Raw genomic sequence first — 12,025 nt, 5'->3', positions numbered from 1 at the left:
AGTGCTTATCGACGCCACGTCCACCCCCGCCCGACTCACCCCAACAACCGGGCGTACCGGTGCCGGTGGTGCTCCAGGAACCCCAGCTTGTGGTACATCGCCAGCGCAGCCGTGTTGCTCACGCGCGCCTGCAGGTAGGCGCGCTCGGCGCCCTGCTGCGCGCCCCACGCGAGCAGCTGCCGGGTGAGCTGGGTGCCCAGCCCCTGGCGGCGGCAGTCCTCGGCGACCTCCACGGCGGAGTAGCCGAGCCAGGTGCGCCCGTCGTCGGACTCCGTGAGCGTCGCGCGAGTGACGGCGACGGTCCGCCCGCCCCGCTCGAGCCGGGCAAAGGCGATGCGGCCCTCGATGTGCGACGCCAGGTCGAGCACCGCGTCCTCCGGCAGCGCGGCGCCCCGGAAGTGGTACATGGAGAGCCAGTCGGCGTCGGGCGTGTCGTCGACGCGGAAGTCAGCGCCAGCGGGTTCGGCGGGGGCGTCCTCGCACGGCGCCGTCATGACCAGGATTTCCTCGCCGAGCTCCCACCGGTCCTGGTGGCCCTCGATGAGGCGCAGCGCCGGTTTGCCGATGCGCTCCGGCACCAGCAGCTGCACCGGCATGTCGCGCTCGGCGTAGAACTCGCGGAGCGCGTCGAGCGGGACCGGCTGCAGGGAGGCGGAGTGACCGATGGGGGCGGCGGAGTTGGATCGCTCGGCGATTTCGGCACCGGAGCGGGCGAGCCAGCCGTCGATAAGCTGCTGCTCTTGGCCCGGAAAGGCGCGCGCGGTGGCGGTTTCGATCGCGCGGATGTCGGAGTTGCGGACGGTGCGCGGCGACAGTTTCTTAATGATGTGGACGTCCCGAATCTCCACCGCGTCCTTGAACGACGGGAAACCGCCGACCTCCTGCGGGCGGATGACCAGCGGGTTGAGGCTGAGGACGTGGCCGATGACGTCGCTGGCCATCTCGCCGCGGCGCTGGCGCACGACCACGCGGTCGCCGACGGCCACCTCGTCGGAGCGGAAGATGCGCGACATTACGCCGGACGGCGCACGAGGAACACGCCACCTGCCGTGAGCAGCAGTGCCAGCACGATCAGGTTGAGCATCGGCGTGCCGGTCTCGGCGAGGTCGCCCTCGCGCTCGTCCTCCTCGGTGGTGGTGGAGGAGGAGCGGGTGCTGCTGGTCGTGCGCGTGGTGGTCGACGACTTGGTGGACGAGCTCGCCGACGTCGTGCGGTTGTGCAGGATCGCGGTCGCCGAGGTGCTCTCGGATGTGCTGCTCGAGGAGCTCGTCGTGCTCGATGCGGTCCCCGTGGTCGTCTCCGCCGGCGAGCTGGTGGAGGATGAGGTCGCTGAGGTGCTGGTGGTGCTCGACTCGCTGGAGGTGGAGGACGAGGTCGTCTCGTCGTCTTCGTCCTCGTCGTCGTCCGCGAGCACGTTCGCGCGGTACCGCACGTTGGGCTCCTCGGTCGCAGCGGTCGTTTCGGTCGCTTCCGGCTCAGCGCTCACGCTTGCCGACGCTTCCGTCGACCCCGTCACCGTCGTCGGCTCCTCCGCGCGTTTCACCTCGGTGGTGGCGTGGGTGGACTCCGGCGCGCAGTCGAAAGCGATGCGCTTGTCGCCCTGCTCGGAGCGCTCGACCGCGTCCATGGCGGTCGTGCCGAGCAGGCCGCCCAGGCCGGTGTCGCCGGCGACGAGGCCGGGGAGGCAGACCGCTTCGTCGTCGCCGAGCACCTCGGTGCGCAGCTCGCGGACCGTCTGGCGGTCCTCCTTGATAGCGTCCGCTGCCTCGGTGAAGGCTTCCTTGTCTTCCTTGCTCAGGGGCGTGCCGGACTCCTCGGCCTCCTGCTCCGCGTCCTCGCGCAGCTCGCGCAGGTCGTCCGAGGCGTCGATGAGGTCGGTGCGCCACTCTTTCAGGGTGGCGCGGTAGGCGTCCTGGGCCTCGACCAGCGCCTCGTCGTCGCCCGATTCCTCGGCGGCGTCGATGTCCTCCTGCTGGGTCTCGAGGGTTTCGGAGTGGGAGTTGTGGGACGCGGTGACGTCGATAAGCAACTGCTCCAGCGGCTCCTCGGCCGATGCGAACGGCGCTGCGGCGAGCACAATCGTGCCTGCGGCGATGGCGGCGGTGGTACGCATAAGTTCCTTCCCTCGTGGGCTAGTGGCCGAACGGGTCCTCGTCGGTGCCCGGCAGCCACGTGTTGCCCGGTTCGGTCCAACCATTGGCCTTGATCGCGCGCTTGGCCTCGCGCTTGTAGTGGCCGGTCAGTACATCGGTGTACACCTTACCGTCAAGGTGGCCCACCTCGTGCTGCAAACAGCGAGCGAAGAAACCGGTGCCCTCGATCTCAATCTCGTTGCCGTGCTCGTCCAGGCCCGTGACCTTGGCCCAGTCCGCGCGGCCGGTGGGGAAGCCCTCGCCGGGGACGGAGAGGCAGCCCTCGTCGTCCTCGCCGTCGTCGCGCGGCATGGTCTTGGGGATCTCGCTGGTCTCCAGCACCGGGTTGATCACGGTGCCGCGGCGCATCTCGTCTCCATCCGGGCAGTGGTACACAAACAGGCGCAGGTCAACGCCCACCTGGTTCGCGGCCAGGCCGACGCCGTGCGCGGCGTCCATCGTCTCGTGCATGTCGGCGATGAGTTCCTGCAGCTCCTCCACGGGCTGCTCCACCTTGCGGGTCGGGTTGTGCAGGACAGGGTCGCCGTAAATCACGATGGGTCGAATCGTCATGCCTACTATATTAAGCATGCTCTCGACGCTTTCCGATTCCGACCGCGAACTCCTCGACTTCGAAGCCCACGCGCCCCGCAGCCTGGGCGCGAAGGAGGAAGCGATCCGGCGGGAGCTCGGGCTGAATCCCACCCGGTACTACCAGCGGTTGAACCTGCTGTTGGAGTCGCCGGAGGCGCTCGCGTACGCGCCGCAGCTGGTCCGGCGGCTGCGCGCGGTGCGAGAGACACGCGAGATTGGGTAGCGTTTTATGCTTGACGACGATCAGCGTTCGGCGTGTCACACGCGCACCTCTACCTCAAGTATGGCTTGAGGGTTTAGAGTGGCGCATGTGAATACTGTGAACCCTGGTGATGGACATCGCGGACGAGACGAGTTCCCGCGCGAACGTGACGACTACCGTGGCGCCCACCGGCGCGCCGACGAGCCGGAAGAATACGGTGACGGCTACGCCGACGACAGGTACTACGACACAGCGTACGAGGATGCGGAGTACGTAGAGGCGGAGCCGGTCGAGGCCGAGCTAGTTGATGAGGAAGAAGAGCGCCGCGGGGCGCTGGGCGGATCCACCGTGGCCACGGCCGGCGCTGCGGGCGCAGCTGGTTCGCGCGACGCCGCGGCAGCGGGGCTCCCGAAGCGCGGCCTCGGCATGATCCTGCTGGCAGTCGGCGTGCTGCTCGCACTGTGGGCCGTCTTCGCGCTGAACAAGGGCGATGACTCCCCGAGCAACACTGCCGAAGAGACCCAGAGCAGCCAGGCAAGCAGCGCCGCGCAGCCCAACGGCGCGGGCGAGAACGGTGCCAACAACGGCGCGGCCGCACCGGCGCCGGGCCAGGAAAACGCGGGCCAGGACGGCGACGCGCAGAACCCGGACGCCAACAACTCGGATGCGCAGAACCCGGACACCAACAACCTGGACGCCAACGCGAATCGCGATGCCGGCGAGGCTGCGCCCGCCGCCCCCGCCGCCCCCGCCAACAACCCGGCCACCCCGGGCCTGACGGCGCAGGACGCGCAGGTCTACGTCTTTAACAACTCGGGCGTGCCGGAGCTAGCCAACAAGACGGCCGGCGAGCTGGGCGGCCAGTACCACGTGGCCAACCAGTCGCAGGACCCGGCGGCGATGAACATGCCGGAGCAGACGTTCGGCGTGTTCCCGGAGACGTACGTGTTCTACAACCCGCAGGTGGCGGGGGCGGACCAGGTGGCGGCCGATGTGGCGCAGCGCGTCGGCGGCACGCCGCGTGCGAACAACGACCTGCCGGACGGGGAGACCCAGCTGCCGTCGGAGGCCATCCAGAACCGCAACGCGATTACGGTTGTGCTCGCGGGGCGGTAACGGGGGCGTCGATAAGCAATTGCCCTGAAACAAATTGACGATGTTTCGGGGCGCCCCGCCTTACACTTGACCACATGGATCCTTATCGCGATTTTGCTCGATCCGCGGAGCCCACGCTGGGCGTGGAGTGGGAGATTTGCGTCGTCGACCCCGAGACGCGCGACCTCGTTCCGCAAGCCGAAAAGGTCATTGAGCAGGTGGAACGCGAGCACCCGGGGACCCGGCTGGAGCGCGAATTCCTGCAAAACACCATCGAGCTGGTCTCCCCGATCTGCCGCAATACTCGCGAGGCGATGGGCGCGCTCAACGCCGACCTGGGCAAGGTCCGCAGCGCCGCGGAGCAGCAGGGCCTCCGGCTGTGGGCCAGCGGCGGCCACCCGTTCTCGGACTTCCGCGAGCAGCCGCTCAGCCCCAAGCTGACGTACCAGGAGATCATTAACCGCACGCAGTATTGGGGGCAGCAAATGCTGCTCTGGGGCGTGCACTGCCACGTAGGCATCAGCCACGAGGACCGCGTGTGGCCCATCATCAACGCGATCATGGTGCACTACCCGCACTTGCTGGCTATCTCCGCGTCGAGTCCGGGGTGGGACGGCATTGATACCGGCTACGCCTCAAACCGCACCATGCTCTACCAGCAGCTTCCCACCGCGGGCATGCCGTACCAGTTCCGCGACTGGGACGAGTGGGTCGGCTTCATGCGTGACCAGCAGACCTCCGGCGTGATCAGCCATACTGGAAGCATGCACTTCGACGTCCGCCCGGCCGCCAAGTGGGGCACGATCGAGGTGCGCATTAGCGACGCCCCCTCGAACCTCCGCGAACTCGCCGGAATCGTCGCCCTCACGCACTGCCTCGTGGTGTACTACGACAGGAAGCTGTCCGCAGGCGAAGCGCTGCCGACGCTGCAGCCCTGGCACGTCGCCGAAAACAAGTGGCGCGGCGCCCGCTACGGCATGGAGGCGCTCGTGATTACCAGCCGCGACACCGACGAGCGCTGGGTAAAGGATGAGCTGCGCGACATGCTCGTGGAGCTCGCACCCATCGCGGAGGAGCTTGACTGCGTGGAGGAGCTGGAGCTCGTGCGCGAGATCTTGCGCGACGGGGCGGCCTACCAACGACAGCGGAAAATCTACGAGGCAACCGGGGACTGGAAGCGCGTGGTGGACGCGACCTGCGACGAGATGCAGGAGATGCAGCCGCCTCGGTAGCCTAGAGCGGCGACCTGCCAGCGGCGAGCGCTACTCCGCGGGCGCGTCCGGGTTGACGCGGCGCGGGTGGTAGGCGGCCGGTCGGTCGTTGCGGGTGAGCTGGTCCTCGGAACCGTAGAGCCCTTCGCGCCTGGCCACGCGGCCGAGGCGCTGCGCGGTGACCGGGTTGGTCATCAGCGCGAACAGGACCAGGAGCACCAGGATGCCCAGGTCACCGCGCTCGTGCACGGAGAAGCTGGGGGAGCTGACCAGCCGGATGATGGTGCCCACGAACATGAGCAGGAGACCGGTGGTCTGCGGCTTGGTAATCGCGTGGACCCGGGCCAGGGTGGAGCCGAACCGGACGGCGCCGACCGCCGCCGAGAACACCATGAAGGATCCGGGGAGGATGAAGAGGAGGGAGATGGCGTCGAAAAGCATTGCCCAATTCACAGCGAACCATCCCTCTTGCGGAAGCGGGCGACGGAGATGGAGGCTATGAAGCCGAGCAGCGCGATGACCATCATGACGTTGACCACCGTGGTATCCAGCGTCCAGCACACGTAGAGGGCGAAGGCACACTGGAGGGAGGCGGTGATGGCGTCGTTGCCCAGCAGGCGGTCCATGGAGTCGGGGCCGACGATGACGCGCCAGGCCAGCAGCAGGAAGCCGACGGCGATGAAGACGGCGGCGATGCAGAGGAAGACGTTGTACAGGGTTGGGTCCATGGGTTAGCTCCTGCTCTCAAAAATGTCGATCATCTGGCGCTCGAGCGCGGCGACGTTATCAATCTCGCGCTGGATGGCGTGCGGGTCGGCGGCGTCGAGGACGTGGATGGTCCACTCGCGGTCGGCGAGGTTGATGTCCGTGATCGAGCCACCGGGCTGCAGGTTGTACGCGCAGGTGGCCAGGTACAGGACGAACTCGCTGCTCAGCCGCATGGGGACGGTGAGGATGGCGTTCTTCGGCGGCGCCGCGGGGCGCAGCGCCAGCCAGCTCACCTTCGCCGACGCGATGAGCAGGTCGCGCAGCCACACCAGCCCGAACAGGACCAGCTTGCCCCACCGGACCTTGTAGCCGGTGTTGGGGATGTGCGGTAGCGGCAGCAGCAGCACGATCAGCAGCGCGAGCGCGAGCCCAGCGGCGACGTTGCCCCAGCTCAGCTCGCCCATCAGCAGCACCCACATGAGCGTCAGCCACACCACAAACAGCGGCCGGAACCGGTGCCTGACGCCTTGCATCGTCTCCAGCATCTACTCCTCACCTCCGTCGGTGCTCGTGCTTGTCTGCGCCTCCGCCCCCGGCGTCGCTTCCTCCGTATCCCCAGCGACGGGTGTGGGCACGGTCTCCGTGGAAACGCCCTTGCCGCCTTCCGGTGTCCGCTGGTCCCGCTCCACGTGGTGGCGGTCCAGGTTGTCGGATGCGCCGTAGTCCGAGTGCGGGGTGGTGAAGCGCTCGGGGCGCCGGGTCGGCTCGTCGCTGTCCGCCCCTACGGGGCCCTCCAGCACCGCGTTGCGGTAGATCGAGCGGTCCTGCGCCGACTCCGCCGCGCGGTCCGTGATGCTGGAGATCGGTCCCGCCAGGAAGGTGATGGACACAGAGGCGGCGACGAGCAGCGCCGTGGAGAGGAGCATGCCCGCGGGCAGGCGGCCGACGTCGTCGCGCTGCTCGAACTGGGTGGTTTCGCCGCGCTCGGCAAGCAGGGATGGCCGCGCCATGGCCACGTTGCCCTCGGGGGCGTCGGCGCGGTCGCGCAGGAAGCCCTTAGACCAGACCAGGATCATGGCGTAGAGGGTGAGCAGCGAGGTTACCACGGCGCCGCCGATGAGGACCCAGGCCAGCCAGGACCCGTCGTCTGCGCCTGCCTGGATGAGCATCACCTTGCCCAGGAAGCCGGAGAACGGCGGGACGCCGCCCAGGTTGAGCGCGGGGATGAAGTACAGGATGGCAATGATCGGGGCCGTGTACAGCAGGGAGCCCAGGCGCCGCAGCTGGGCGGCCCCGGCCTGACGCTCCACCAGGCCGACCACCAGGAACAGGGAGGTCTGCACGAGAATGTGGTGGACCGCGTAGAAGATCGCGCCGGACAGGCCCGTCATGGAGCCGAGCGCGATGCCAAAGATCATGTAGCCGATGTGCGAGACCAGCGTGAACGACAACAGTCGCTTGATGTCGTTCTGGGCAAGCGCGCCCATCACGCCGATGATCATGGTCAGCAGTGCCACCCACATGAGCAGGGTGTCCAGGGTGCCGCCCGTAAACACGGTGGAGCGCATGCGGATGATCGCGTACACGCCCACCTTGGTCAGCAGGCCCGCGAACACGGCGGTGACCAGGGAGGCCGCAGTGGGGTAGGAGTCAGGCAGCCACGCGTCCAGCGGGAACACGGCCGCCTTGATGCCAAACGCAACAAGCAGGGTGGCAAAGATGGCGGCGCGGGTGCCGTCGGGGATCTCCTCCATGCGCATGCCCGCCTGCGCCATGTTTACGGTGCCCACGGCGGAGTAGACCAGGGCCAGGGCGAAAAGGAAGACCATGGACGAGGCCATGGAGACCATCACATAGCCGATGCCGCTGCGCACGCGCCCGGGTGAGGCGCCGAGGGTGAGCAGGACGTACGAGGCGACCAGGAAGATCTCAAACCCGACGTACAGGTTGAACAGGTCGCCGGCCAGGAAGGAGAGGTTCACGCCCATGCACAGGAGCATGTAGACGGGGAGGAAGACGGCGATGGGGTCGTCCTCGCCGCCGTCGCGAAGCCCCTGCGAGATGCCGTACCACATGACGGCGAAGAGCACGGTGGCGGAGACGAACAGCATGATGGTGGACAGCCGGTCCGCCACGAGCGTGATGCCCACGACGGCGTCCCAGCCGCCCATGTGCACGGTCTGGATGCCGTGGACGTCGGCGATGATAATCATGGCGCCGGCGATGAGGGCGAGCGCGAACAGCGTGGTGAGCGCGATGGCGCGCTGCAGCTGGACGTGCTTGCCCGAGACCAGGATGAGCGCCGCCGCGATGGCGGGCAGGATCAGCGGCATCACCGTCAGGTACGGCATGGCGGGCAGCGCCCAGTCGGCGAAGTCGAAGAGGCTACTGGTCATTCTCCGCCTCCTTCACGGGTGTCTCGAACGAGCGCGGGCCGAATGAGTCGCCGGACACGCTCGGCTTGCCGGTCTCCGGGTCGTCGGAGCGGTCGTGGTCCGGCGCGGCTGCAGGCGTGGTCGGCCGCTTCGCAATCGCGCGGTCCTCCTCGTCGCGTTCGATGATGTCGTCGGTGCGGTAGCGATACTGCCGGTACGCCAGTGCAAGCATGAACGCGCTCATGGCCATGGAGATCACGATCGCGGTGAGGATCATCGCCTGCGCGAGCGGATCCGCGCTGTCCGCGTACTGCTCGGATTCGCGCCCGAGAATCGGCGGCGATCCCGCCTGCCCACCGGACTGCAGCAGCAGGAGGTTCGCGCCGTTGCCAATAAGCAGCACGCCGAGGATCATGCGGGTCATCGCCCGATCCAGCATCATGTACACCCCGCACGCGATAAGCGCGCCCGAGCCGATCAGGAGGAAGAGGTTCGCTTCCATCTACTTGCTCCCTTCTTGGGCTTGTTTGCTTATCGACGATCCCGCTCCCCCAGCCGAAGCCCGCTCGGACTCCCTGGCGGCGCGCCGCTGCGCCTGCTGCTCCCGGCGCCGCTTGTTCTTTTCCTGCAGCTCGCGGGCGCGGTCGCGGGCCCGCTGCTTGCGGGTGTCTTCCTCGCGGTCCAGGTACGCGCCCATGGAGCCGAGGATGTGCAAGGTGAGGCCGACGACGATGGCGTACACGCCGCCGTCGAAAACCAGCGCCGAGGGGACGTCGAACTCGCCGATGAGCGGCAGCGCCAGGGAGGCGTAGCCGGTGGTGAGTGGCGGGTTGCCAAAGAAGAGCGGTACTACCACGCACGCGGCGGAGAGGAGGATGCCCGTGCCCAGGATTTTCGCGGGGTCGACCGGCAGCGCCTCGTCGATCTCCGCGCGGCCGCCCGCCAGGTAGCGCAGCGTGAACGCGAGCGCGGCAACCAGGCCGCCCGCAAAGCCGCCGCCGGGGGCGTTGTGGCCGGAGAAGAAGAAGTAGAAGGACAGGAGCATGATCGACGGGAAGAGGATGCGCGTGACCACATCGACCATGATGGAGCGGTTCTGCGCCGTCTCCGAGTCCACGCCCGAGGCGAGCCAGCGGGGCTTGTTGGTGGACAGGGTGGGGCGCCGGGACTCGCGCCCGAACGTGCCCGTGCCGAAGATGAGGCTGGCCACGCCGGTGGCGGCGATGACCAGGACCAGGATCTCACCAAAGGTGTCGGCGGCGCGCAGGTCCACGAGCAGCACGTTGACGGTGTTTCGGCCGTGGCCGATCTCGTACGCCAGGTCCGGCATGTACTTGGACATCGGGTCCTGCACGCGCGCCGACATCGCCGTCATAGCCACGATCACCACGGAGAGGCCCGTGCCGATGGAGAGCCAGGCGCGCAGCCGGTTGTCGTCGTTGCGCGGCTCCACCTCCGTGGGCATCTTGCGCAGGACCAGCATGAACACCACCATGACGATGGTCTCCACCAGGGCCTGCGTGAGCGCGAGGTCCGGGGCGCCGTGCAGCGCAAAGATGAACGCGAGCGAGTAGCCGGTGAGACCGACCATGACCACGCCGGAGAGGCGGTTGCGCTGCAGCGTGGCAAAGATCGCCATGGCGCACAGGATGCAGACCACAAGGCCCTGCCACGGGTTGTCCCACAGCAACATGTGGATGTCGTTGCTCTGCCCCAGAATCAGCGCGGCGAGCGGGACCACCATGAGCGTGGCAAAGATGACCGCCAGGTTGATGGTCAGCGAGCCGCGCTGCGTCGACGCCGTGAGCTTGAGCGACGCGTTGCGGAGCTGGTGGAGGATGAGATCCCAGATCTCGTCGGCGTCGCCAAGCGCCGGCTTGTCAAAGCGGACCCTGCGGATCAGGTCGCGCTGCCAGAACAGCACGGTGCCGGCCACGACGATCACCACGGTGAGGACGAGCGGGGTGGTGATGCCGTGCCACAGCTTCAACGGCGCGCCCTCGACGTGCGGGAAGCGGACGTCCAGGTAGGAGTTGATGGCGTTGGACAGCCAAGCGGGCAGGAGCCCGAACGCGATGGTGGCCAGCGTGAGCATCGCCGGGGAGGCGGACAGGAGCGGGCCGATGTGGTGCATCTTTGCCACGGCGGGGGAGACGCCGGTTTCGCGGTGCTGCGCCTTCGTGGCGAACGCGCCCCACAGGAAGTACAGGGAGTAGCCCATTGTCAGGATGGAGCCGACCACCAGCACGACCAGCGTGATGTGGCCCGGCATGCCGTGCAGCGACTCCTCGTGCAGGATCGCCTCCAGCGCCGACTCCTTGGCAATGAATCCGAACAGCGGGGGCAGGCCCGCCATCGACGCCGCCGACACGACCGCCAGGAACGCGACGAACGGTTCCTTGCGACCCAGGCCGGAGAGCTCACGGATGTCGCGGGTGCCGGTCGTGTGGTCGATGGCGCCGACGATCATGAACAGCGTCGCCTTGAACATGGAGTGCGCGAACGTGATGGCCAGGCCCGCCATCGCCGCCTCGCGCGAGCCCACGCCGATCACCGCGGTGATAAAGCCCAGCTGGGAGACCGTTCCGTACGCCAGGATCAGCTTGAGGTCGCGCTGCTTCAGCGCCATCCACCCGCCGAGCAGCATGGTGAACAGGCCGGTGGAGATGACCACCAGGTGCCAGGTGCTCACGGCCGCCATGTCCGGCGCCAGACGGGCGACCAGGTAGATGCCCGCCTTCACCATCGCCGCCGAGTGCAGGTAGGCGGACACCGGGGTGGGCGCCGCCATCGCGCCGGGCAGCCAGAAGTGCCACGGGGCTTGGGCGGACTTGGTCAGTGCGCCGAGCATAATGAGCACGATCGCCGCCGAGATCGCCGGCGTGTTCTGGATGTCTGCGAACTGCGGGATCTGGCTGAGCTTCCAGATGCCCGCGTTGAACCCGAGCAGGTTGATGCCCACCAGCATGGCCAGCCCGCCCATGGTGGTGATCATGAGCGCCTGAATCGCGGCCCTGCGTGACGACGCCCGCTCGCCGTAGTACGAGACGAGCAGGTAGGACAGGATGGACGTCAACTCCCAGAATACGTACATGAGCAGGAAGTTGTCCGAGATGACCAGGCCGTACATGACGGTGGCGAACATGGTGAGCTCGCCGCCGAACTTGGCCAACCGGCGCGGGTTGGAGTCGAAGTAGCCCCAGCAGTACAGCAGGACGAGGGCACCGACGCCCAAAATGATCAGGGAGAACAACCCGGCCAGGGGGTCGAGGCGGAACTCCAGGTTGAGGTTGACGGAGGGCATCCAGGCGTAGCTGGCAACGATCTCGCCTTCGTCGGTAAAGATGCCCCGCTGGAACAGGCTGGCCATCCAGATGAAACCGCCGAGTGGGACCGTGGCGAGCATGCCGAACGCTGCCCGGCCGCACAACCTGATGAGTGGGGGTGCGGCAATCGTCGCGATGATGAGCGCGGCGAGCAGCGTGAGCAAAGTGCGGACCCCTCCTCGGGCATGTACGGATCGAGTTCTCTTACCGAGCCCAACAAGCCCAACAAAGCGGCCCAAGGAGGCACAGAGCGGCCATGAATTGGAAACTCGTGCGAGAGCGTGGGGCGCGTCGAAAAGAATAGGCGCGGCCAATGCGTCCAACTGTACCGATTAGATAACTATTTCGCTACCGAATTGTGGCCGCATCGTGACCGCGCCCT

12 protein-coding genes are annotated in these 12,025 nt (G+C 67.5%); 3 read left to right on the top strand and 9 right to left on the bottom strand.

From position 1 onward, the window contains the following. Positions 1-35 precede the first annotated feature (35 nt). The 3 genes from EAW56_RS04960 to EAW56_RS04950 are packed head-to-tail and all read right to left on the bottom strand — an operon-like array spanning position 36 to position 2,705. Positions 36-1,013 (bottom strand): N-acetylglutamate synthase, CG3035 family, encoded by a 978-nt coding sequence (locus EAW56_RS04960; protein WP_122085423.1) that lies wholly within the window; start codon positions 1,011-1,013, stop codon positions 36-38. Beyond that, positions 1,013-2,113: a hypothetical protein gene (locus EAW56_RS04955; RefSeq protein ID WP_122085421.1), complete on the bottom strand. Its 1,101-nt coding sequence runs from the start codon at positions 2,111-2,113 to the stop codon at positions 1,013-1,015. The genes EAW56_RS04960 and EAW56_RS04955 overlap by 1 nt, the downstream gene beginning before the upstream one ends. A 19-nt stretch (positions 2,114-2,132) precedes the next feature. Beyond that, entirely contained in the window at positions 2,133-2,705 is a 573-nt protein-coding gene (locus tag EAW56_RS04950) for a peptide deformylase (RefSeq protein ID WP_208636486.1), read from the bottom strand. Positions 2,706-2,721: 16 nt separating this feature from the next. Between EAW56_RS04950 and EAW56_RS04945 the strand changes: the two genes are divergently transcribed. The 3 genes from EAW56_RS04945 (at position 2,722) to EAW56_RS04935 (ending at position 5,255) form a co-directional block, all read left to right on the top strand. Continuing rightward, positions 2,722-2,949: a DUF3263 domain-containing protein gene (locus EAW56_RS04945; protein ID WP_244213356.1), complete on the top strand. Its 228-nt coding sequence runs from the start codon at positions 2,722-2,724 to the stop codon at positions 2,947-2,949. An 87-nt stretch (positions 2,950-3,036) separates the two neighbouring features. Next, positions 3,037-4,044 carry a LytR C-terminal domain-containing protein gene (locus EAW56_RS13125; protein WP_147453256.1) on the top strand — a complete coding sequence of 336 codons (1,008 nt, stop codon included), beginning with the start codon at positions 3,037-3,039 and terminating at the stop codon, positions 4,042-4,044. A 74-nt stretch (positions 4,045-4,118) separates the two neighbouring features. Further along, positions 4,119-5,255, top strand: coding sequence for a glutamate--cysteine ligase (locus EAW56_RS04935; RefSeq protein ID WP_122085415.1), 1,137 nt, complete (start codon positions 4,119-4,121; stop codon positions 5,253-5,255). A 30-nt stretch (positions 5,256-5,285) separates the two neighbouring features. Here the strand turns inward: EAW56_RS04935 and EAW56_RS04930 are convergent, their stop codons facing one another. The 6 genes from EAW56_RS04930 to EAW56_RS04905 are packed head-to-tail and all read right to left on the bottom strand — an operon-like array spanning position 5,286 to position 11,807. Then, complete coding sequence (locus EAW56_RS04930; protein WP_095554811.1) at positions 5,286-5,687, bottom strand: monovalent cation/H(+) antiporter subunit G; 402 nt, start codon at positions 5,685-5,687, stop codon at positions 5,286-5,288. Next, a complete protein-coding gene (locus EAW56_RS04925; RefSeq protein WP_122085413.1) occupies positions 5,684-5,962 on the bottom strand; it encodes a monovalent cation/H+ antiporter complex subunit F in 279 nt (92 codons plus the stop codon). Before EAW56_RS04925 ends, EAW56_RS04930 begins: the two co-directional genes overlap by 4 nt. Before the next feature lie 3 nt (positions 5,963-5,965). Then, complete coding sequence (locus EAW56_RS04920; protein WP_244213355.1) at positions 5,966-6,487, bottom strand: Na+/H+ antiporter subunit E; 522 nt, start codon at positions 6,485-6,487, stop codon at positions 5,966-5,968. Continuing rightward, positions 6,488-8,338 carry a Na+/H+ antiporter subunit D gene (locus EAW56_RS04915; protein WP_122085411.1) on the bottom strand — a complete coding sequence of 617 codons (1,851 nt, stop codon included), beginning with the start codon at positions 8,336-8,338 and terminating at the stop codon, positions 6,488-6,490. Continuing rightward, positions 8,328-8,819 carry a Na(+)/H(+) antiporter subunit C gene (locus EAW56_RS04910; RefSeq protein ID WP_122085409.1) on the bottom strand — a complete coding sequence of 164 codons (492 nt, stop codon included), beginning with the start codon at positions 8,817-8,819 and terminating at the stop codon, positions 8,328-8,330. The genes EAW56_RS04915 and EAW56_RS04910 overlap by 11 nt, the downstream gene beginning before the upstream one ends. Beyond that, positions 8,820-11,807, bottom strand: a complete 2,988-nt coding sequence (locus tag EAW56_RS04905; RefSeq protein WP_122085407.1) for a Na+/H+ antiporter subunit A — start codon at positions 11,805-11,807, stop codon at positions 8,820-8,822. Positions 11,808-12,025 lie beyond the last annotated feature (218 nt).

It is taken from the genome of Corynebacterium gottingense, assembly GCF_003693265.1.
Classification (GTDB): Bacteria; Actinomycetota; Actinomycetes; order Mycobacteriales; family Mycobacteriaceae; genus Corynebacterium; species Corynebacterium gottingense.
Note: the sequence above shows the minus strand (reverse complement) of the source record. Positions and strands in the feature narration are given on the sequence as shown.